The organism is Halomonas sp. PBN3, assembly GCF_000475415.1.
In the GTDB taxonomy this organism is placed as follows: Bacteria; Pseudomonadota; Gammaproteobacteria; order Pseudomonadales; family Halomonadaceae; genus Halomonas; species Halomonas shengliensis.
On sequence record NZ_AXCA01000212.1, the window covers coordinates 1 to 21,327 of the forward strand.

Genomic DNA, 21,327 nt, shown 5'->3' on the forward strand with positions numbered 1-21,327 from the left:
GGCAGTGACGTCAGGGACCTCGTCCAGAGCGACAGGATGCGAGCGCAGCGTGCGCTTGCCTTGGCGCTCCGCGACCAGAGCGTCGAAGCCCTCGACGATCTCGTCAAAGATGTTGCGGTCCATGGTCATGTCCTCGTAACGACACCAAAAAGTATACGCAATTTGCGTATGTATTTCGCTGCTGATCATTGCCGCCTTCGCTCGTTGCCAAGGGCCTTTGCAGGAGCGGAGCGGCAAAGGCTGGAAGGGCCAAAGGCCGGAAGGGAAGGGGGCTCAAGGGGAAGGGGCTTGCCCTGAAAGGCTGAGCAGAGTGAGAACCGCAAAGGGAAAGGGCAAAGGGTTGCTGCCGGCGCTGGTCGTTTCTCACCCTGTCGTGGCGCCGCTTGCTTAAAGCGGCGCTGCAGAAAGAAATCGCAGCTTTTGCAGAAAGCCTCCTGCCTAAATCACTGATTCTGCTGTTTTTGCACTATGCGCTTCCCCTGCGTCGGCGCACCTGTGCAGAATGAAACGCTGTCTGCATCTACCGACAAGGAGGTCGCCGTGGGATTTCGCTTCCAGCGCCGTATCACCCTCGCGCCGGGTATCCGCCTCAACTTGAGCAAGCGGGGCCTCGGGCTTTCGGTGGGCCCACGGGGCGCGAGCCTCAGCGTGGGGCCAAGGGGCGTGCACGGCCACGCGGGCATTCCCGGCACCGGACTGGCCTATCGCCAGAAGCTCAACGCCCGGGGCCGTTCGGCCGGGCGCGGGAGCAGCGGCGCCGGCCGCGCAAGCCCCGCGGCGGGCCTGGAGGCGCTGCTGGCTCAGGGCGAGTCGCTGCCCATCCGGTTGGATATCGACGGTGATGGCGGCATCCACTATGCCCACGGTGACGGCACGCCCATGAGCGACGACGAGGCCCGAGTGCTGCGGCGTCATGCAGGAGACTCTCTGCGCGAGCAGCTGGCTCAGCACTGTGAGCGCCTCAACGCCGACCTGGATCGCCTGGGGCGGCTCCACGAGGAGACGCCCCACCCGGATATCACTGGCTACGTCACCCGAGACTTCGCCGAGGCGCCGCCGGCGCCACCGGCGCTGCGTCAGCCCGCCTGGTGGCATCGGCTATGGCCGCCCGCCAGGCGGCGCGTCGAGGAGGAGAACCGGCGCCGGCAGGCGGCCTTTGATCAGGCCTATCGCGACTGGGAGCGGCGTAAGGCGAAGCACGACGAGGCCGAGTTTGCACGCCACCTTCGCGAGGGGGAAGGCGTGCTGCATGACCCGGACGCCATGGAGCAGACGCTGCGTGAACGCCTGGAGGAGATCGACTGGCCCCGTGAAACCGCCATCGACTTCGACCTCGGCCGCGACGTCAGCACCATTGCCGTGGATATCGACCTCCCCTGTGAGGACGAGATGCCCGACCGCTACTGGACCATGCCCGCCAAGCAGATCAGGCTGACGCCCCGCCGGCTCAGCGATACCCGGCAGCGTGAGCTTTATCGGGACCACGTCCACGGCATCGCCTTTCGCGTGCTGGGCGCGGTGTTCGCCCGCCTGCCCGCTGTGCAGGAGGCGAAGATCTCCGGCTATCGCCAGATCACCGACCCGGCCACCGGCGGCGAGCGCGACCAGTACCTGTTCAGCGTCAAGGTCACTCGCGAGCAGTGGAGCCGGATCCACTTCGACAGGCTGGACCAGGTGGACCCGGTAGCGGCCATGGAGGCCTTCACCCTGCGCCGCGACATGACCAAGACCGGCATCTTCCGCGATATCGAGCCGTTCAAGCTGGTTTAGGCCATGCCCAAAGGCGCCTTGATCTCGCTGAATGGAAGACACAGAGTAAGGCGATAGCTAATACGGAGCAGGGTGCAGGGATGACCACCGAGCGCATCACCGACTACCACGCCAAATATTTCGCCTATGAGCTCACTCGCCAGCGCAGGGGGGGAGACGTGGACCGGCTGGCTGCTTCGCTATTCGATGCCTCGGTCGATCTCAACCCGCATCAGATCGATGCGGCCCTGTTTGCCCTGCAGAACCCGCTGACTAAGGGGGTACTACTCGCTGATGAGGTGGGGCTGGGTAAGACCATCGAAGCGGCGCTGGTGATTTGCCAGTACTGGGCAGAGCGTCGGCGTCGCTTGCTGGTGATTGCACCGGCCGCCCTGCGCAAGCAGTGGGCGACCGAGCTGGCCGAGAAGTTCCACTTGCCTACCCAGGTGCTGGATGCCCGCACCTACAAGCAGCAGCGTGATCAGGGGATTTACGATCCGCTGGATCAGGACGCCATTAGCGTGATGTCCTACCACTTCGCGGCCAAGCTGGAACCTCAGCTGCGTACCATCCCATGGGATCTGGTGGTGATCGACGAGGCCCACAAGCTGCGCAACGCCCACCGCGAGAGTCATCGCACCGGGCAGGCCATCAAGCGTGCCTTCGCCGGCAGCCGGAAGTTGCTGCTCACTGCCACGCCACTGCAGAATTCACTGCTCGAGCTCTATGGGCTCTCCACGGTGATCGATGACCAGCTGTTTGGGGACGCGATCAGCTTCCGCCGCCAGTTCATGCGCGGTGGAAATGACATTGAGGGTCTGCGACGCCGGCTAGATGAATTTGCCAAGCGCACCCTGCGCCGCCAGGTGCTGGAGTATGTGCAGTACACCGAGCGTAAGGCATTGACAATCCCCTTCACCCCCTCCCAGGATGAACAGCGGCTCTACCACCTGGTTTCCGGCTACCTGGAGCGTGAAGACAGCTATGGCGTGCCCACTCGTCAACGCCACCTGGTGTCTTTGGTCATCCGCAAGCTGCTGGCGTCGTCCACCACCGCCATTATCCAGACGCTGGAGACCCTCAAGGAGCGACTCGAGTCGCTGCATGACCGGCATCAGGTCGAACAGGACTGGCTGGAGCGGCTATTGGCCGATGAATCGCTTGATGAAGAGCTGCTGGAAGCAGCGGAAGCCGATGAAGTGGAGGAGGCCGATGCCCGGTATCTGGAACAAGAGGTCAATCCCACCCGCTTGCAGGGTGAGATCGCCGAAATCGAGCAGTACCTGAGCCTAGCTCGGGGGATTCACGAGGATGCCAAGTCCCATGCGCTGGTCACCGCGTTGGAAACGGGTTTTTCCCGCATGGATGAAATGGGGGCACCGCGCAAGGCGGTGGTGTTCACCGAATCCCGGCGCACGCTGGAGTACCTAAGCCGCTTTCTTGAGCGGCACGGCTTTGCCGATCAGGTCGTGACCTTCAGCGGCACCAACAACAGCCCCGGGGTGACGGGCATCTACCAGCGCTGGCTTGCGGAGCATGCTGGCAGCGACCGTGTGACGGGCAGTCCCGCCATCGACCGCCGTACTGCCATCATCGACCACTTCCGAGACAAGGCGCAGGTCCTGGTGGCTACCGAGGCGGCCGCCGAAGGCGTCAACCTTCAGTTCTGCAACCTGGTGGTGAACTACGACCTGCCCTGGAACCCTCAGCGTGTGGAGCAGCGCATCGGTCGCTGTCACCGCTACGGCCAGCAGTTCGATGTGGTGGTGGTCAATTTCCTCAACCAGCGCAACGAGGCCGACAAGCGTGTACTCGAGCTGCTGAGCGAGAAGTTCCAGCTGTTCGATGGCCTGTTTGGTGCCTCCGATGAAATTCTCGGCCGGCTGGAGTCGGGTGTGGATGTAGAGAAGCGCATCGCCGATATCTACGCTACCTGCCGCACGCCGGATGCCATCGAGGCGGCCTTCACCGAGCTGCGTGAGCAGCTGGAGGCCGATATCGATGCCCGCATGAAGGAGACGGAGAGCAAGCTGCTTGAGCATTTCGACGAACAGATCCACGACCTGCTGCGCGTTCAGCGCGACAAGGCCGAGGCGCAGCTCGACCGCACCGGCAAGCTTTTCTGGAAGTTGACCCGCCACTGCCTGGCGGAGCAGGCCAAGTTCAACGACAGCAGCCTGATCTTTCACTTGGAGGCCTCTCCGGTAGAGAGCGTGCCCGCCGGTGACTACTGGCTGATTCGCAAGGGAAAGGGCATCAAGCCGCCCGAGCATGCCCACGTCTATCGGCTGACCCATCCTCTGGGCGAGCATGTTCTCGATAGTGGCCGCCGCGGGGAAACGCCGGTCACCACACTGCGCTTCCAGCTGTCCGATCACCCGTTGCGAATCTCGGTACTCGAACAGCTCACCACCCGCAGTGGATGGCTGGAGCTGAATCTGCTCGAGCTGGACAGCTTCCAGCATGAGGAGCACCTGGTCTTCACGGCCCTGGCCGACGATGGCACCCCCCTTGACCAGGAGGCCTGTGAGCGGCTCTTCAATGTGACGGCTGAGGTAGTGCCCGGTAGCGCACCCGAACCCCCTCAGGAGCTCCCTGCGCTGGCCAAGCGGCAGTTGGATGCCACCCTTAGCCGTGTGCTCGAGGAGAATCACAGCTACTTCCAGCGCGAGCGCGACAAGCTGGAGGCCTGGGCCGATGATCAGGTCGCCTCCAGTGAAGCGCAGCTGGAGGACACGCGAGCCAAGATCAAGGATGCCAAGCGCCGCTCACGCACCGCCGAGACCCTTGAGGAGCAGAAGGCCGCGCAGGAAGCACTCAAGACGCTAGAGCGTCAGCAGCGCCGTGACCGCCAGGCGATCTTCGACGTGCAGGACGAGATAGAGGAGAAGCGCGACGCGCTCATCGATGCCCTGGAACGCCAGATGCACCGCAAGAGCCAGACGCATCGGCTGTTCCGGATACGCTGGGAGCTTGCATGAATCCGCGCAGGACATGACGGGGTGACGTGCTGGCCGGTATCATTCTGGCAAACGAATCAACAGGGGCTGAGCCTATCGCTCAGCCCCGTTTTGCGCATATCGCATTGATTTTAGAAATCTTTGCAAGGGATGATGGGATTGCCCAATGAATGTAGCAACAGTCGACGGTCACAAGGAACGCTTCATCAAGCTGCTCCACGAGCTCTTCCAGCTCGACAAGCCGGAGCTGGACTTCGGGCTCTACCGCATCATGCACGCCAAGAGCGACCAACTCTCCCGGTTCATCCGAGAGGACCTGGCCCAGGCGATCGAGGAGGCGTTTGCCGAGCAGGGCGAGCAGCAGCTGGCAGCGATGCGCCAGGAGATCGAGGAGAAGCGCCGTCAGGCCGAAGAACTGGGGGCTCCGGACCCGGACAGCGCCCCGGCGGTGAAGCAGGCACGGGCCGCCTATGATGTCGCCAAGCGGGAGCAGAACGCCTCGGCGGACATCTACGACCATCTCTATCGTTTCTTCTCGCGCTACTACGACAAAGGCGACTTCATGAGTCGCCGCCACCACGTCGCCGAGAACGACAGCCGGGCCGCCCCCTATGCGGTGCCCTACGATGGGCGAGAGGTCTACCTTCACTGGGCCAACAAGGACCAGTACTACGTCAAGTCCTCCGAGACGCTGGCCAACTTCACCTTCAACCTCAACGAGGCCCTGAAGAAGCTACATGGCTCCGCCGCACAGGGTGGCTTGGGCTTCGATTCGGTGGATGCCGCGCTCAAGGTGCACTGCCGTGTGGTGGACGCCACCGAAGGTGAGCATAACGATGTGAAGGAGAGCACCGAGCGCTTCTTCATCATCCATCACGACGAGCCGGTGCGCCTGGAGGGCGCCGACCTGGTGTTGCAGTTCGAATATCGGCCTGACCCGGACAAGACGGGCCAAAGTGCCACCTGGCAGAAGAAGCGCCTCGAGGAGGCTGAAGAGATCATCATGGCGGCGCTGCGCCTCACCGATGGCGTCGCCGCCTTCCGAGAAGGGCTGGCTACCCCGGCGCCCACTGACAAGCAGAAGAGCCGCACTCTGCTGGGCAAGTACCTGCAGCAGTACACAGCCAGAAATACCATGGACTATTTTATCCATAAGGATTTGGGTGGCTTTCTCTCTCGCGAGCTGGATTTTTACATCAAGAATGAAATCCTGCGTCTGGATGACATCGACAATGCTGAAGTGCTGATCGTCGAGCAGCAACTTAAGAAAATCCAGGTCCTGCGAAAAATCGCCAAGCAGATCATTGCCTTTCTGGCGCAGCTGGAGAATTTTCAGAAAAAGCTGTGGAATAAAAAAAAGTTTGTTGTAGACGCTGAATATTGCATGACCTTGGATATTCTGGAGGGAAATGAAGAACTCTTAGATGCTGTTTTTAGAAATAGCTTGCAGAGAAACCAGTGGAGTGATGTCTATTCGCTAGATGCTGGACTCATTGAGAATGAGTTGTCAAAATTTTCCGCTTCTGAGTTGGTGAAGAGGTCTGAGTATAGATATTTAATGATAGATACTTCTCTTTATCGTAAAGAGGTAAGAGATGAGATCATTTCGGTGTTGGATGGCGAGGTTCAGGGGGAGGTTTTTTTCTCAGATAACTTCCATGCTCTCAAGCTTTCTGAGAAGAAGTATAAGTCTTCAGTAGGGTTTTTATTTATAGATCCGCCGTACAACACTGGTGGCGGGGATTTTATTTATAAAGATAGCTACAAAGATTCTTCTTGGTTATCAATGATAAAGGAGAGGCTGTCACTTGCCATGGCTCATGCAGATAGATTGGGCCATATTTGGGTAACTTTAGATGAGTCTGAGGCTTTTAGTTTTCATCGCGTATTGTCGGATCTGGTTGGGGAAGGTAATGTTAAAACCCCTGTTGCATGGCAGCATAGTATTCAAGGAAAAGGTTATAGTGGTGGTATAACACCACACCACAATTATCTTTTTTGTGGTTCATTTTCCGAAGAGGCTAAGCTGGGGGTGCTAGAGAGGCAGGAGGAGCATAATAAAGCATATTCTAATACGGATAATGACCCTCGTGGTGCTTGGAGAACTGGTGATGTCAGAAACGCCCTTTATCGTCCAAATTTACGTTATAAAATAACAACCCCCTCTGGTCGAGTTATTGAGCCGCCAGAGAAAGGATGGAGGTGGAGTAAAGATACATTAGATAAGAAGATTGAGTCTGGAGAGATTTTTTTCTCTGATGATGAATCTAGAATAATTAGAAAAATTTATCTCTGCGATCAAGAGGGAAGGGTCCCGGAGAGCATTTGGTTTGGAAAAGAAGTAGGCACTTCAAGGTCTGCGAACTCTGAACTAAAGTCTATGTTTGGCTATGGCTTCGATTGGGGAACCCCTAAGCCTACTGGCTTGGTGAAAAGAGCTATGGAGGTTTCAAAGTTCGAAGTGGCAATGGATTTTTTTGCTGGTTCAGGAACTACTGGGCACTCTGCTATTGACTTAATAAGGAGGGGTGAGCGGGTTAAGTACCTTCTTGCTGAGGTCGGAGAAGTTTTTTGGACAACATTGGTTCCAAGGCTGAAAAAAGCTGTTTACGCTTCCTCTTGGAAAGGTGGGGTTCCTGATCCTAATGCTTTGGGTGGGGTTTCTCATTGCTTTAAATATCTCTGCCTTGAGAGCTACGATGATACTCTGAACAACCTCGAGCTGGACGATAACCCCCAGCGCGACGCGCTGATGGAACAGAATCCGGAGCTACGTCGAGACTACACCCTCAAATACCTGCTCGACGTGGAAACCCGCGGCTCGGCCAGCCTGCTCAATACCGAGTGGTTCCATGACCCCGAAGGCTACACGCTGAAGGTCAAGCAGCCCGGCAGCGACGAGACCCGCGAAACGAACGTCGACCTGGTCGAGACCTTCAATTGGCTGATCGGTCTGCATGTCACCCACCTTGACAAGCCACGTACCTATATCGCCCGCTTCAAGCGCGAGGAAGACCCAGAGCTGCCGGAGGACCAGAACACGCGGCTCAAGGCAGAAGGCCTGCGAGAAAATGAAGACGGTGCCTACTGGATTCGCCAGGTGGAAGGGCACGTGCGCCGTATCCCGGGCAGCGACGAGGACCTGGCCAAGGTGCTGGTGGTGTGGCGCAAGCTGACCGACGATCCCGAGAAGGATGCCGCGGTGCTGGAGGCGCTGCTGGAAAAGTACAAGGTCGGCACTACCGACAGTGAATTCGATGCCATCTACATCAATGGCCCGCACGGTCTGAACCTGACCGGCAGTGCGCGTAGCCGAGTGCACAGCCTGGAAGAGACTTTCCATGCCCGCATGTGGGAGGGGTGTGACGATGAGCTCTGAAGCCAGCGCTCCTACCTGCTGGATCGTTGCCGGCCCCAATGGGGCTGGCAAAACGACCTTTGCGCTTCACTACCTGCCCCAGGTGGCCAAATGTGCGCGGTTCATCAATGCCGACCTGATCGCCGCTGGTCTCTCTCCTCTGGCGCCGGAGCGGGAGCTCCTCGCCGCCAGTCGCATTTTTCTGCGTGAGATCGAAGACGCGATCAAGGAGGGCGAGGATTTCGCTTTCGAGACGACGCTCTCGGGGCGGGGCTATTTGAGCCTGGTGAAGCGGCTGCTCGCTACGGGCTGGCGAGTCGAGCTGGTCTACCTGGCACTCCCCTCGGCGGAGATGTCACGCCTGCGTGTGGCCGAGCGAGTCTCTCATGGTGGGCACAATATACCGCTGAAGGACATTCAGCGCCGCTTCCCACGCAGCCTGCACAACCTGCTGACGCTCTACGCGCCCTGCGTTTCCCGGGCGCGCTGCTTCATGAATGCCGGCGGCACCCCTGAGCCGGTCTTTGAACAGGCCGGGCAAGAGCGCCATATTCTCGATGATCGCCACTACAACCTACTCATCAAGGAGGCACGGCCATGACTCAGTTGGCACCGGACACTCAGGAGATGCTCGATAGCCTCCGCACCGCAGTCGCTGACACCCTGGAGCGTAAGCGTCGCCTCGGCCAGTACGCCGTGATCTGGCAGGATGGCAAGCCCGTGCTGGTGGGTGAGGATGCGCCGACAAAGCCGATGGAGGAGCAGGACGAGCAGGGCCGGGAGTCGCACTGATGGCACGTAGGCCACGCCAAACCAAGATCAAGCAGCTCAGTGCCAAGACCGACTTTCTCAAGAAGCTGGTGCTCAATCAGTGGGTGCTGACGCGCTTCGGTATCGACCCGTTGGAGCAGTACCGGGACGGCGGCAGCCGGGTGCGTCCGATTACCCTGCTCAGCAAGACGCTCAAGAGGAGTGACCCGGGGCTGACCGGTGATCGTCACCATCACTATCTCCACGCCTTGCTGGGTAGCTATCAGCCCACCTGGAAGTACGGTGAGGAGGATCTGAAGCGCTTCGACGCCAACATCGTGGAACACACCGATGCCCTCAACCAGCAGCGTGAGACCGAGGTCGATTGGAAATACTTCCAGTGGCTGACCCTGCTGTTCGTTGAGATCTACCTCCACGAGTACTTCCGCGACCGCGAAGCGCTCAAGGCCAGCCTCAACCGCCAGGTCGAGCGGTTCAATAGCTACTGGCAGGGACAGGGCTACCAGACCGGCATCGGGCCCTATGAGGACGATGACCTCAACAAGCTGTGCCTGCAGAACGCCACGGGCTCCGGCAAGACGCTGCTGATGCACACCAACGTGCGTCAGTTCCGCCATTATGCCCGTAAGCACCATCGGATTGCCGACTACGGCCAGATCATCCTGATCACGCCTAACGAGCGCCTCAGTGAGCAGCACCTGCTGGAGTGCCGTGACTCCAGCCTGGAGGCGGAGCGCCTGAGCCAGGACGGTGGTGACCTGTTTAGCGGCGAGAGGAAATCGCTGAGCCGTGTGGCGGTGACCGAAATAACCAAGCTCGGCATCGAGCAGGGTAAGAAGACCATGGCGGTGGACAGCTTCGGCGATGGCAACCTGCTGCTGGTCGATGAAGGGCACCGCGGACTGGGATCGGCGAGCGAAGAGAAGGGGTGGCTGTCGCATCGCAACAAGCTGGCCGGGCGTGGCTTTACCTTCGAGTACTCGGCCACCTTCAAGGAGGCCGTGGTGGCCGCCAAGGATGCTGCGGTGGAGGAGACCTACGCCAAGAGCATCCTGTTCGATTACGGCTACCGCTACTTCTACGAGGATGGGTACGGCAAGGATTACCGAATCTTCAACCTGCCGGAGAAGGAGACACAGCAGCGCTACACCTACCTCACGGCGGCACTGCTGGCCTTCTACCAGCAGCAGCGCTATTACCAGGAAGAACACGGCCAGTTGACCCAGTGGAACCTGGCCGCACCGCTGTGGGTGTTCGTCGGGGCCAGCGTGGTCAAGGACGACGGCAGCAAGGAGACCGCCAAGAACTACAAGGAGCGCGCTTCCGATATTGCCCAGGTCTTGGGCTTTCTGGCCTGGTTCCTCGGAGAGAAAGATGAGGCCCGCCGGGCGCTCAGCGCAGTCTATGAGGGTGATGCGGCAACTACCGGGCTGATCGACAAGCAAGGCAACGAGATTTTCTCGGGCAGCTTCCCCTGGCTCAAGGCCCAAGGGCCAACTGTCGAAGAGCTCTACCGCGACATTCTCACACATACCTTCCATGCCCCGGGCGGCGGCACGCTGAATGTCGACCGAATCACCGGTGACTCAGGCGAGCTATTGCTGAAGGTGGGGGAAGCGGAGCAGCCCTTCGGCCTGATCAATGTGGGCGATGCGCTGGGGTTGGCCGAGCACCTCGAGGGTCGGAAGATCCAACACCTTCAAGTACGCAAGTCTGAGCTGGCCAATCCTATCTTCGCCGAAGTCACCCGCGAGAGCTCGCCGGTCAACCTGCTGATCGGCTCCAAGAAGTTCATCGAAGGCTGGAACTGCTGGCGTGTCTCCAGCATGGGCCTGATGAACACCGGCAAGAAGGAAGGCTCGCAGATCATCCAGCTTTTCGGTCGCGGCGTGCGTCTGAAAGGCCGCGACATGAGCCTGATGCGCTCCAGCCGGCTCGACCCGATATTGGCACCCAAGCACCTCTATCTGCTGGAGACCCTCAACGTCTTCGGCGTTGGCGCCGACTTCATGGCGACCTTCCGGGATTTCCTGGAGGACGAAGGCCTGCCGGGCAACGACCAGCCTGAGACCCATACGCTCAAGCTGAACGTGATGGAGGACGTTGGCAAGTCGCTGAAGATGCTGCGCCCCAAGGTCCGTCAGGATACCAAGCAGGCCTACAGCTTCCACCGTGATGGTCCCTTGGTGCGCTTTGGTCACCCCGTGACCGCCGCCGGTAGCGGTTTCTGTCATGAGCTGGGCCTGACGCCGGACATCGTGCTCAAGGAGCGCAAGATAGAGCTCGACCGCTACCCTCGGGTCGAAAGTCTGCAGGCCTCGGGCGTGAAGGACGTGATGGCCAAGCCCGGCCAGGCCAAGCAGCACGAGCGCTACTTCGATGACGAGCGCCTGCTTTTCCTGGACATGGCCGCCCTGGAGCGAGACCTGGAGCGCTACAGGCGGTCCCGCGGCTACGCCAACCTGCTGATCGATTCTAGTCGACTCCCGGCGCTGTTGAAGAGCCAGGTGTGGTACAGGCTGCTGGTCCCCGAGGACCAGTGGAAGCTGCATGCCGACAACTTCCAGCGCTACCAGAGCATGGCGCTGGAGCTCCTATCGCTGCTGATGGACCGGGTCTTCAACTACCATCGCCGAGCCTACCTTGAGCCGCGCATGGAGCTAGTCGCGCTCGAGGATGCCCGAGGCAACCTGCCGGATACCAAGGAGTATCAGCTGATCGTCGACGGGAGCGAATCGGCGTTGATCGATGACATCAAGCAGATGAAGGAAGCCATCGAGCAGCAGCGTCAGGGTATGTATCGGTCGTCCAAGGCCAATGGCGTCAGCGCCGTTCAAATCGGTGCCCATCTCTACAACCCGCTGCTGCACCTGGGCAAGGACAGCCGTATCCGCGTCGAACCCGTTGCTCTTAACGACAGCGAGTTCCGTTTCGTCGAGGATTTGAAAGGGTGGCTGGAGCGAAACCACCAAGCGATAGCAGAGCGTGGTGAACAGCTCTTCCTGCTGCGCAACCTGGTCAAGCAAGGCATCGGCTTCTTTGAGGCAGGTGGGTTCTACCCCGACTTCATCCTCTGGCATGTGCAGGACGACCGCCAGCGCATCGTCTTTGTCGACCCCCATGGGCTCCGCCATACCGGGCCGAAGGACGAGAAGATCGAGTTTGGGGAGCGCATCAAGGATGTGGAGCGGCGCCTGAAGAGCGAACACGTCGAGCTGGAAAGCGTCATCCTGGCGCCCTCCAGCACCACGCGGGAGTGGATCACCAACCACTGGGGGATGACAGCAGAGGAGCTGCGTGCCAAGCACGTGCTGTTTATGTCGGACTCGGACTACCTGGATAGCCTGATGCGGGTGGTGGTAGGCCAGCCGGTCGAAGCAGCGACTATGCAACCATGACGTCTTGCACCTACCGCCACTACCCCAGCTTCACCCGCCGCTACGTCCGCTCGGTGATGAAGATGATGGGCCTGCCCAAGAAGCCTCGGGTCGAAGCGGAGATTTTCGGCCAGATGGTGCTGGACGAACGGGTAGTCCACTCCATCAACGGCGAGGTGCTGATGCTGGAGTGGCACCACGGCCGCGAGGGCAGGGTGGTGGTGCCGGAGCCGTCATTGTCGAACTGGCTGCAGACGGTGCAGCTGAGCAAGGTCCAGGGCGACGCCTGGTCGTGGCCCTGGGCGTTCAGCACGCTGTCGTTCCCGACCAGCCAGACCTTCCATGGCCATCCGGTGGACGGTGCCCTGGTTGCCTGGGTGGACTCCACCACGCTGCCCTGCCGCTACGAGGCCTTTCTGCGCGCCCATGGCAATCCCCACGGCGTGGACATGGAGGGGCTCGGAGAGCCCTGGCTGATCGTGGCGATCCATAACCCGCTGGACACTCAGCCGAGCCTCAACCCCACCATGCTGCGAGGTGCCTTCAAGCCGAGCCAGATCACCGACTTCATCAACCGCGAGGCGATCCACCATGCCGGCGGGCGCGCCCAGCCGCTGGCGGACGAGGAGGGCATGATCCTGCGTGAGGTGGTGCGCTATGTGCTGTCGCTCGGCATGTACCTCTCTGCATACCCCGAGGCGCAGTCGAGCGGTGTGCCGGCCTGGATGAAGAACAAGCACCCCGAGGGCAAGAAGGGCGTGCCCTTCGCCCAGGTCGGATACGATCGCGAGGATCGCGAGCTCAAGCTGGCCATGACTTCGCCACGCTCGGTTTCACCCTACTGGCGGCAGCTGCGCGACGAGCGCTTTTACCGAGGCAAGTGGGCGGACCACCGCCCCGGCAGCCGCTATGTGCTGGTCAGCGGGTATGAGGTGGGGGCAGGGAAAACGGTGGGGGTGGAGTCTGTGAATACATGACCGAGTCAGAGTCGCATTCCCGTTGGGAAGGCTGTCTGTTGGGCCTGGCAGTGGGTGATGCCCTGCGGGCACCACTGGAGTTCCACCTGCGTATTCCGGGGCATCGTGACCGCCCGTTCCGATCTATCGTGACCGACCATTCCGGGCCAACGTGACCGGCCATTCCATTTCATCGTGACCGATTTCGGCCTCTTTCCCGGAATCCGCGGTCACGATGTCGGAATCACCGGTCACGTTCCCGGAATCTCACCTAACTCGCTGGAATGATTCGGACTTTTACGGCATACCCCTCCTTTTGCCTGCGCTCCAGGAGGGGGACATGCCAGCACCGAGGATTCCCATGCGAACCATCACCGAGGTGTTGCGCCTCAAGTACGACGCCGGCCTCAGCCACGAGAAGATTGCGCGGGCCTGCGGCCTCTCCAAGGGCGTGGTCAGCAAGTACGTCAGCCTGGCCCAGGTGGCCGGCATTCGCTGGCCGTTGCCCGACGGCACCGACGAGGCGGCGCTGGAGGCGCGGCTGTTCCCGGCCAAGTCGCCGCCGGTGCGCTTCTCGGCGCCGGACTACTTCCAGGTCCACCAGGCGCTCAAGCGCAAGGGCGTCACCCTGCAGTTGCTGTGGGCGGAGTACGTCGAGGTCCATGGCGACAAGGCCTACCGCTACAGTCGATTCTGCGATCATTACCGCGCCTGGCGGGAACGCCAGCGGCGCAGCATGCGCCAGGTCCACCGTGCCGGCGAGAAGCTGTTCATCGACTACTGCGGCCCGACCGTGCCGATCATCAACCAGGCCACCGGCGAGGAGCGACGGGCCCAGGTGTTCGTTGCCGTGCTGGGCGCCTCCAGCTACACCTACGCCGAGGCCACCTGGAGCCAGGCGCTGCCCGACTGGATCGCTTCTCACCAGCGCACCTTCCAGTTCCTGGGCGGTGTCCCCGAACTACTCGTCCCCGACAACCTGAAGAGCGCCGTGACGCGGGCGTGTCGCTACGAGAGCCAGCTCAACACGACCTACGCCGAGATGGCCCGGCACTACCAGGTCGCGGTGCTGCCGGCGCGGCCTTACAAGCCCAAGGACAAGGCCAAGGCGGAGGCCGCGGTACTGCTGGTGGAGCGCTGGATCCTGGCTCGCCTGCGCCACCACACCTTCTTCACGCTGGCCTCGCTGAACCAGGCCATCCGCGAGCTGCTGGAGGATCTCAACCGCCGACCCTTCCAGGGCCGCGAGGAGAGCCGGCGCGATCTGTTCCAGGCCATCGACCGGCCAGTGCTGCGCGCCCTACCAGAGACGCCCTACGAGTACGCCGAGTGGCGCAAGGCCAAGCCTGGCATCGACTACCACCTCGACATCGACAAGCGACTGTACAGCGTCCCGCACAGCCTGGTTGGCCAGGTGCTGGAGGTGCGCCTGACCCACGCCATGCTGGAGGTGTTCCACAAGGGGCACCGGGTGGCGGCGCACCCGCGCCACGCGCCGGGGCGTTTCTCGACCCTGGCCGAGCACATGCCCAAGCGCCACCAGGCGCACCGCGACTGGTCGCCAAGCCGCTTCCTGGACTGGGCGAAGGACATCGGCGTCGCCACGCTGGAGATGACCCAGCGACAGCTTCAGGACCGCCCCCATCCCGAGCATGGCTACCGTGCCTGCCTGGGCCTGCTGCAGCTCAGCCGGCGCTACGGCAAGGCGCGGCTGGAGCAGGCCTGCGCGCATGCCCTGGCGATCCCCACCACCCGCTACGCCAGCATCGCCTCGATCCTCAAGCAGGGGCTGGATCAGCAGCCGATGCTGACGCTCCCCGAGGCGCTTGACGACCTGCCGCCCCACACCAACGTGCGCGGTGCCGAGTACTACCACTGACCCGAGGAGACGACCGATGATGACCCAGCCCCTGCTCGACACCCTGCGCCACCTCAAGCTGACCGGCATGCACGACGCCCTGGCTCACCAGCTCACCCAGCCGGACACCTACGACCTGCCGTTCGAGGATCGCCTGGGCATGCTGCTCGACCGAGAGGCCCTGCATCGCGATAACCGCCGACTCGACCGGCTACTGAAGGCCGCCAAGCTACGCGTCACGGCCTGCGTCGAGGACATCGACTACCGCCACCCCCGCGGCCTGGAGCGGGGCCGCATGGCACCGCTGACGAGCGGCGAGTGGATTGGCCAGTCACTCAACCTGTGCATCACCGGCCCCACCGGGTGCGGCAAAACCTGGCTGGCCTGCGCGCTGGGCAACCAGGCCTGCCGGCAAGGCTACTCGGTGCGCTACCTGCGGGTGCCGCGTCTGTTCGAGCAGCTGCGCATCGCCCAGGGCGACGGCTCTTACGCCCGGCTGATGGGCCAGCTGCAGAAGACCGACCTGCTGATCCTCGACGACTGGGGCATGCAGAAGATGACCGCGCCGCAGCGCCAGGACTTGATGGAGGTGATCGAGGACCGGCACGGCCGGGGCTCGACGCTGATTGCCAGCCAGCTGCCCATCGAGCACTGGCACGACTACATCGGTGCCGCGACGGTGGCCGACGCCATTCTGGACCGGCTGCTGCACAGCGCCCACCGCCTGACACTCAGAGGAGAATCGATGCGCAAGAGCGCCGCCCCGCAAGCGGCAGAAGTTGACCCATCGTGACCGGTCAGCTTACAAAACCAGAGCCAGCGAGAGAGGAGTGAGCAAATCGGTCACGATCCCCGGAATGACCGGTCACGTTCGTCGGAATACGCAACTGGTTCTAGATGGCAGCGTCGGGCGTCTTGATGGAGGGCTACTGGTGATAGGCCTGACTGCCTACCTGCTGTTCCTTTTCCGCCAGAGCCGTCGGGAACCATCACCGGAGAGCCGCGCCAAGCATGGCCCGATAGGCGCCAGGCTATTGAACAACCTGGCGTATGTGGTGGGAGGCTTGGGCATGCTGGTGCTGGGGTCGCGCTGGCTGGTGGACGGCGCCGTGGTCTTTGCTCAGTCGCTAGGCGTGAGCGATCAGGTAATCGGTCTGACCATCATCGCGGCGGGTACCTCGTTTCCCGAGGTAGTCACCTCGATCGTGGCTGCGCTGCGTGGGGAGCGCGACATTGCCGTTGGCAATGTGGTGGGAAGTAACGTGTTCAATCTCCTTGGCGTGCTGGGCCTGGCCGGGCTGCTGGCTCCCACCGGCATCGCCGTCCCCGAGGCCATGGCGGGTTTCGATATCCCGGTCATGAATGCCGTGGCCTTGCTCTGTCTACCGATCTGCTTCACTGGCGGGGTGATCAGCCGCTGGGAGGGTGGCGTTCTGTTAGCCTATTACCTGGCTTACACCCTCTACTTGATCCTGGCTGCCACACACCACGATGCGCTACCGGTCTTCAGCGTCACCATGCTGTTCTTTGCACTCCCGCTGACAGCCCTGACGCTGGTGGTACTGGTGTTACAGGAGCGCCACCGAGGAATACGGCCCTTATGACCACTATTTACCCCTGCCCGCGCCCGAAGTGGCCGGTTGGCCTGTCGGGCCGTGGGTGCTATCGACCAAGTGCCAATGCCTTGACGTCATCGGCAGTCCTGTCCCGCCCTACATATCACGACGCAGTTGTGCTTCAACCAAACAGAAAAAACCGCTTCACTCAAGCGTGAAGCGGCCCTTTTTTCTCTGCCTGTAGGTCGGATTACAGGGTCATGAAGGGTGTTGCCTCCCCGTTCCGGAATTGATAAATGTTCCAGTCTTCCTGCTTTGGGCCCGGCATCCCGGGGGTGCCGATAGGCATGCCGGCCAGGCCGATGCCATCGGTGTCAGGACGTTCCTCGAATAGTTTCTCCACGGCCACGAAGGGAACATGGCCCTCAATCACGTATTCACCCATCTCGATGGTGTGGCAGGCGCCGAGCCCGTAGGGCAGGCCGACGCGCTCCTTGACCTTGCCCAGCTCCACGTCATCGACGATGGTCACGCTGACACCGCGCTCCTCAAGCTGGCGGGCGTACTCGTCGCAGCAGCCGCACTGGGGATTCTTGTAGAGGGTGGCCTCGGTCGGCGATGCGGCCTGGGTGGTGCCGGCGCCCAACAGCAGCGCGGTGGAGAAAAAGAGGGTGGGGGCAAAGCGGTTCATGAGCGGTTCTCCTGGGTGTGACGGGAAACGAACAGGTATTTGACGAGGGCGGCAATGCCTAGGCCAAGCAAAAGCGTGACCGTCAGCGGCATCAGCCATCCCATCCAGCTCATTGAGTCCATGAAGGCGAAGCATTCGTTGCTGAACATAACAAGACTCCTGACGAACGTGCAGGTAAATCCGGTGGCAGGCCGATGGCCAGCATCACCGAGGCGTTGGATGCACGGTCAGGGTCTGGGAGGTTCGCGCGGGGGCGGGGCGATGAATTCGACCTTAGCCGGTCCGGCGGTGTCGGCCAGGGTGTCGGGGGTGGCAGGAATGACGAGGGGCGTCGACGCCAGGGCCGCGCAGCCGGCGCATTCGGGGTCGGCGTGATCGAACAACTCGACCTCAGCCGTGCTGCAGTCAGCGGCGCAGCTCTCCATGGCCGCCTGAGCGGTCAGGCCGGTCACTGACAGCAGCACCACGAGCAGCAACGCCAGCAAGCGTCCTCCTCGTGTGCGGTGCAGCGGTCTGGCCTGTTCGGTCATGGTGATTCCCTCGTCATCCTTGTGTCATTCTGTGCCAGTCATCCGGTTGACCACCTTGACCCAGCGCAATAGGGAGCGAGATGGCTGAGCGATACCCGTCAGGCGGCGGGCATCGGGTATCACTGCGGGTTGTTGCCGGAAGACGGGTCCTGCTTCAGCTGCTCGCGCTGCTGATCGCTCAGCAGATCCTGCATCCGATTACGCATGCGCACCTTGTCCGCCATCATCTCGCCCTGGAGGGTGGCCATCTGACCATGGAGTGCCTGGACCTCCTCCGGATCAGGACGCTCCGCCTGCATCAGCAGCATCATGTCGTCACGCAGGTTCATCATCTCGCCCATGCGTTCGAACTGGGCGGAACAGTGCTCCCTGCGCATCTCGCGCAGGGAACTCAGCTGCTCTTCGTCGAGCATTCCGGCCATGCCTCCCATGTTCGCCATCATCGGACAGGGCATCATGCCGCCCTGGCCGCCCATCATCATGCCGGGGCCCATGCCGCCCTGGCCGCCCATCATCATGCCGGGGCCCATGCCGGCCTGGCCGCCCATCATCATGCCGGGGCCCATGCCGCCCTGGCCGCCCATCATCATGCCGGGGCCCATGCCGCCTTGACCGTCCATCATCATACCGGGGCCCATGCCGCCTTGGCCGCCCATCATCATGCCGCCTTGTTGCATGCCCTGACCCTGTTGCATACCTTGCGCAGAGGCGGCACCGCTGGTGACGACACCCATGCTGGCGGCCAGAGCGATGGCGAGAAGCTGCTTGTGCTTGATCATGTGCTGTACTCTCATCTTGCTGCTGGTAGAGAAATCGCCTTACCGAGGCAGGGAAGGCTGTTTGGCTTCAGTTATGAGCTTACAACCTATGGGTGGGCCCAATGTCAAGGTGTGATGTGGATTGACACTATTTTTTGCTTTGTTCAGCTTGTCTTCAGGTTTGTGCGTTACAAGTGAACTCCCCTGACTCAACTAAAAGAGGGTATATCATGCGCAAGACTCTACTGACGCTGGCACTCGGCCTCGCTACGACAGCTGCCTTCGCTGGTGCTGGGCACGGCGGCTCTCAAGCTGCGGTGAGCGATGCCGACATCGATCGCACCATCCGCGTCGAGGCGGGTGACATGTGGTTCGACCCCGAGAATCTCGATATCGCACCGGGTGAAACCATCAAGTTCGAGATTGTCAACACCGGTAATCTCGAGCATGAGTTCGTCATCGGTGATGCCGAGGCTCAGGAAGCACATCGCAAGATGATGCAGGAGATGGGGGGTAGCCATGGCGGTGGTGGTGGCCATGGTGGTCACGGAGGCCATGACATGGCCGAAGGCGAGCATGGTGGCAGCATGCCGTCAGTGACCATCGCGCCGGGTGACACCGCAGAGCTTGTATGGACTGCCCCCCAGAATGTGGACGGGCTGCAGTACGCCTGCAACATTCCGGGCCATTATGAGGCAGGCATGTCCGGAAATATCGATTTACAGGGGTAAGTTTTTTACATGAAACTGTTGCTTCTTGAAGATGACGACCTTCTCGCAGAGAGTCTGGCCGAAAGTCTGAAAGACAACGGTTACCGGGTTGACTTGGCCACTTCGCTGAAAGTGGCCAGGTCACTTATGGCAACCGAGCACTATGAACTGGTAATCCTCGATCTCGGTCTTCCAGACGGCTCTGGGCTGGATTTGCTCAAGAAGTGGCGTAAAGATGGATACGACCTTCCTGTTCTGATTCTGACTGCTCGAGATACCTGGGAAGATAAGGTCGTAGGTCTTGAAGAAGGTGCTGATGATTACTTGACAAAGCCCTTTCATGAGCCTGAGCTCATCGCCAGGATTAGAGCACTACTTCGCAGGAAGTTTGGCAGTACGTCGAATGAGCTTTCTCTCAATGGTATTATGTTGGACGAGGCAAGTCGATCTGTCAGCGTCAATGGTAGGGCTTGGCAGTCCCTGACTGGAACTGAGTTCGCCCTCATGCGTTATTTTATGCATCATCCAGATCGGGTGCTATCTAAGGAACGCCTTCTCCAGCAACTTTATGCATTGGATCAAGATGCGGCGACGCCTAATATTATCGAAGTGTATGTTGCCAGATTGCGCCGTTATGTAGGGAAATCGGTGATCCAGACTCGGCGCGGACAGGGGTATGTCTTTGTTACGCATTGACGGACGAAGCCTGCGAATCCGCTTGCTGTGTTGGCTCTCTGGCATTGCCATCATCGTGACCGGAGCCACATGGCTGTTGCATGGTATTTTGCTTCAAGACCTGGCGCGCGATTTTCTCGGAGAGCGCCTGAAACGAGAAGCCGACCATGCGATTGAACAAGTCCAAAAGGATCATATTGCTACCCCCATCGTGCTGGATTCCGCCAGCCGTGGCTTTCAAGCCTTTCACCACTTGTACGTTCTACGCTTAGGAAGCGATATCTCCTCTTCAGACCCACGTTGGGTGAAGGCGCTGAACTTTTTGTTGGATGATACCAGTGATGCTCTCGTGGAAGTCAGGGATGGTGAGCAACATTTATTGGTATATCGGCGATCTTTCACTTTGGAGGAAGATCGTGGGGTGCTTCTTGTTGGTGAAGATTTTTCTCAGGTAGAAGCGGGGCTGCATGAGCTTCACTGGTGGGTAGCGGCTATTGCGGCAGTTCTGTTACTGCTCTTGGTGTTGCTGAATATTCTGGCGGTCAATCGAGGCTTGATACCTCTCTCACGACTCCGGGGTCAACTTGGAGAACTTCGAACTGGAGATCGAGAGCGACTATCCTTGGATGTTCCCTCTGAGCTAGATAGCTTGGTCATTCAGCTCAACCGATTCATGGATGAGATCGATAGTCGTTTGCAACGATCTCGCGACTCGGTAGCAAACCTGTCTCACGCACTCAAGACGCCGCTCGCGGCGGTGACCCAGGTGCTGCGAGGGACGCGTCCTATTGATGATACTCGTCGCCAGAAGCTGGTGCAGCGTCTCGAGGAGATTCACGCCCAACTGGATGCAGAACTTAGGCGGTCAAGGATTGCGGGCCCAAACGCGGGGCGTATGTCTGATCTCCATCGTGATTGCACAAGGTTGACCGAGATGTTTCGAGGTCTTTACCCAAACATTAATTTCACCATGAGCTTGCCGGGGGAATTTGAGAAACGTGTACCCATCGAATCTCAGGACTTTTCCGAAATGCTAGGGATTGTGCTTGACAATGCCGGCAAGTGGGCCAGTAGCAAAGTGGACAGTCGCATTGTGCTCGATGATGTCCTCAGGATTACCGTTGAGGATGACGGTCCTGGTGTTCCAGTAGATGACCTGCCTCGCCTTGGCCAGCGCGGCCGGCGGCTGGATGAAAGTCATCCTGGGTATGGCCTTGGCTTGTCTATTCTGTGGCAACTCATGACGCGCTATGCCGGGAAAGTGAGGTTTGAGCCCAGTGCACTGGGGGGCTTGTGCGTGAGGATGGAGGTGCCCATCAAGGAATCTACCGATTAATTGCGCATTTTCAGGCCTGTTTCAGGTTCGTCAGTCAAACTG

Annotated in this window: 17 protein-coding genes; 13 read left to right on the top strand and 4 right to left on the bottom strand. The window is 60.4% G+C overall.

Annotated features, from left to right (window positions below; translation table 11 throughout):
- The first annotated feature begins 540 nt into the window (after positions 1 to 540).
- The 10 genes from Q673_RS34170 to Q673_RS34210 all read left to right on the top strand — a co-directional run bounded on the left by Q673_RS34170 (position 541) and on the right by Q673_RS34210 (position 16,633).
- Positions 541 to 1,770: a DUF4236 domain-containing protein gene (locus tag Q673_RS34170; RefSeq protein ID WP_023007294.1), complete on the top strand. Its 1,230-nt coding sequence runs from the start codon at positions 541 to 543 to the stop codon at positions 1,768 to 1,770.
- A gap of 80 nt (positions 1,771 to 1,850) precedes the next feature.
- Positions 1,851 to 4,730 carry an SNF2-related protein gene (locus tag Q673_RS34175; RefSeq protein ID WP_023007295.1) on the top strand — a complete coding sequence of 960 codons (2,880 nt, stop codon included), beginning with the start codon at positions 1,851 to 1,853 and terminating at the stop codon, positions 4,728 to 4,730.
- A gap of 145 nt (positions 4,731 to 4,875) precedes the next feature.
- A complete protein-coding gene (locus Q673_RS36250) occupies positions 4,876 to 8,088 on the top strand; it encodes a DNA methyltransferase (RefSeq protein ID WP_031218756.1) in 3,213 nt (1,070 codons plus the stop codon).
- Positions 8,078 to 8,668, top strand: a complete 591-nt coding sequence (locus Q673_RS34180) for a zeta toxin family protein (RefSeq protein ID WP_023007299.1) — start codon at positions 8,078 to 8,080, stop codon at positions 8,666 to 8,668. The genes Q673_RS36250 and Q673_RS34180 overlap by 11 nt, the downstream gene beginning before the upstream one ends.
- Positions 8,665 to 8,859, top strand: a complete 195-nt coding sequence (locus Q673_RS34185; protein ID WP_023007300.1) for a hypothetical protein — start codon at positions 8,665 to 8,667, stop codon at positions 8,857 to 8,859. The genes Q673_RS34180 and Q673_RS34185 overlap by 4 nt, the downstream gene beginning before the upstream one ends.
- Complete coding sequence (locus Q673_RS34190) at positions 8,859 to 12,236, top strand: DEAD/DEAH box helicase family protein (RefSeq protein ID WP_023007301.1); 3,378 nt, start codon at positions 8,859 to 8,861, stop codon at positions 12,234 to 12,236. Before Q673_RS34185 ends, Q673_RS34190 begins: the two co-directional genes overlap by 1 nt.
- Positions 12,233 to 13,192: a hypothetical protein gene (locus Q673_RS34195; protein WP_023007302.1), complete on the top strand. Its 960-nt coding sequence runs from the start codon at positions 12,233 to 12,235 to the stop codon at positions 13,190 to 13,192. The genes Q673_RS34190 and Q673_RS34195 overlap by 4 nt, the downstream gene beginning before the upstream one ends.
- A gap of 319 nt (positions 13,193 to 13,511) precedes the next feature.
- Positions 13,512 to 15,050: an IS21 family transposase gene (istA, locus tag Q673_RS34200; RefSeq protein WP_031218761.1), complete on the top strand. Its 1,539-nt coding sequence runs from the start codon at positions 13,512 to 13,514 to the stop codon at positions 15,048 to 15,050.
- Between the two features lie 16 nt (positions 15,051 to 15,066).
- Positions 15,067 to 15,822: an IS21-like element helper ATPase IstB gene (gene istB / locus Q673_RS34205; protein WP_023007304.1), complete on the top strand. Its 756-nt coding sequence runs from the start codon at positions 15,067 to 15,069 to the stop codon at positions 15,820 to 15,822.
- Between the two features lie 37 nt (positions 15,823 to 15,859).
- On the top strand, positions 15,860 to 16,633 hold the full coding sequence (locus Q673_RS34210; RefSeq protein WP_200861427.1) for a sodium:calcium antiporter: 774 nt from the start codon (positions 15,860 to 15,862) through the stop codon (positions 16,631 to 16,633).
- Positions 16,634 to 16,835: 202 nt separating this feature from the next.
- On the opposite strand, the gene Q673_RS34215 is transcribed toward Q673_RS34210, so the two are convergent.
- The 4 genes from Q673_RS34215 to Q673_RS36865 form a co-directional block, all read right to left on the bottom strand.
- The gene (locus Q673_RS34215; protein ID WP_023007306.1) at positions 16,836 to 17,276 is read right to left on the bottom strand and encodes a DUF411 domain-containing protein; all 441 of its coding nucleotides are present in this window, start codon (positions 17,274 to 17,276) and stop codon (positions 16,836 to 16,838) included.
- The gene (locus tag Q673_RS36770; protein ID WP_023007307.1) at positions 17,273 to 17,425 is read right to left on the bottom strand and encodes a hypothetical protein; all 153 of its coding nucleotides are present in this window, start codon (positions 17,423 to 17,425) and stop codon (positions 17,273 to 17,275) included. Before Q673_RS36770 ends, Q673_RS34215 begins: the two co-directional genes overlap by 4 nt.
- A gap of 78 nt (positions 17,426 to 17,503) precedes the next feature.
- Entirely contained in the window at positions 17,504 to 17,806 is a 303-nt protein-coding gene (locus Q673_RS34220) for a hypothetical protein (protein ID WP_143004404.1), read from the bottom strand.
- A gap of 119 nt (positions 17,807 to 17,925) precedes the next feature.
- Positions 17,926 to 18,585, bottom strand: a complete 660-nt coding sequence (locus tag Q673_RS36865; RefSeq protein WP_023007309.1) for a periplasmic heavy metal sensor — start codon at positions 18,583 to 18,585, stop codon at positions 17,926 to 17,928.
- Between the two features lie 209 nt (positions 18,586 to 18,794).
- Here Q673_RS36865 and Q673_RS36255 point away from each other — a divergent pair, with 209 nt between their 5' ends.
- From Q673_RS36255 to Q673_RS0118805, 3 genes are read left to right on the top strand one after another with little or no spacing between them, the layout of a single operon-like run.
- Positions 18,795 to 19,295, top strand: coding sequence for a cupredoxin domain-containing protein (locus tag Q673_RS36255; RefSeq protein ID WP_023007310.1), 501 nt, complete (start codon positions 18,795 to 18,797; stop codon positions 19,293 to 19,295).
- A gap of 9 nt (positions 19,296 to 19,304) precedes the next feature.
- Entirely contained in the window at positions 19,305 to 19,970 is a 666-nt protein-coding gene (locus Q673_RS36260; RefSeq protein WP_081712100.1) for a response regulator, read from the top strand.
- Positions 19,951 to 21,285 (top strand): ATP-binding protein, encoded by a 1,335-nt coding sequence (locus Q673_RS0118805; protein ID WP_031218767.1) that lies wholly within the window; start codon positions 19,951 to 19,953, stop codon positions 21,283 to 21,285. Before Q673_RS36260 ends, Q673_RS0118805 begins: the two co-directional genes overlap by 20 nt.
- Positions 21,286 to 21,327 lie beyond the last annotated feature (42 nt).

What these genes read in the sequence shown, in the direction of transcription:
- Q673_RS34175 (WP_023007295.1), top strand. Translation starts at nt 1,851, where the DNA reads ATGACCACCGAGCGCATCACCGACTACCACGCCAAATATTTCGCCTAT.
- Q673_RS36865 (WP_023007309.1), bottom strand. Translation starts at nt 18,585, where the DNA reads ATGATCAAGCACAAGCAGCTTCTCGCCATCGCTCTGGCCGCCAGCATG.
- Q673_RS36770 (WP_023007307.1), bottom strand. Translation starts at nt 17,425, where the DNA reads ATGTTCAGCAACGAATGCTTCGCCTTCATGGACTCAATGAGCTGGATG.
- Q673_RS36255 (WP_023007310.1), top strand. Translation starts at nt 18,795, where the DNA reads ATGCGCAAGACTCTACTGACGCTGGCACTCGGCCTCGCTACGACAGCT.
- Q673_RS34180 (WP_023007299.1), top strand. Translation starts at nt 8,078, where the DNA reads ATGAGCTCTGAAGCCAGCGCTCCTACCTGCTGGATCGTTGCCGGCCCC.
- Q673_RS34195 (WP_023007302.1), top strand. Translation starts at nt 12,233, where the DNA reads ATGACGTCTTGCACCTACCGCCACTACCCCAGCTTCACCCGCCGCTAC.
- Q673_RS36250 (WP_031218756.1), top strand. Translation starts at nt 4,876, where the DNA reads ATGAATGTAGCAACAGTCGACGGTCACAAGGAACGCTTCATCAAGCTG.
- Q673_RS0118805 (WP_031218767.1), top strand. Translation starts at nt 19,951, where the DNA reads ATGTCTTTGTTACGCATTGACGGACGAAGCCTGCGAATCCGCTTGCTG.
- Q673_RS34185 (WP_023007300.1), top strand. Translation starts at nt 8,665, where the DNA reads ATGACTCAGTTGGCACCGGACACTCAGGAGATGCTCGATAGCCTCCGC.
- Q673_RS36260 (WP_081712100.1), top strand. Translation starts at nt 19,305, where the DNA reads ATGAAACTGTTGCTTCTTGAAGATGACGACCTTCTCGCAGAGAGTCTG.
- istB (WP_023007304.1), top strand. Translation starts at nt 15,067, where the DNA reads ATGATGACCCAGCCCCTGCTCGACACCCTGCGCCACCTCAAGCTGACC.
- Q673_RS34215 (WP_023007306.1), bottom strand. Translation starts at nt 17,276, where the DNA reads ATGAACCGCTTTGCCCCCACCCTCTTTTTCTCCACCGCGCTGCTGTTG.
- istA (WP_031218761.1), top strand. Translation starts at nt 13,512, where the DNA reads ATGCCAGCACCGAGGATTCCCATGCGAACCATCACCGAGGTGTTGCGC.
- Q673_RS34190 (WP_023007301.1), top strand. Translation starts at nt 8,859, where the DNA reads ATGGCACGTAGGCCACGCCAAACCAAGATCAAGCAGCTCAGTGCCAAG.
- Q673_RS34220 (WP_143004404.1), bottom strand. Translation starts at nt 17,806, where the DNA reads ATGACCGAACAGGCCAGACCGCTGCACCGCACACGAGGAGGACGCTTG.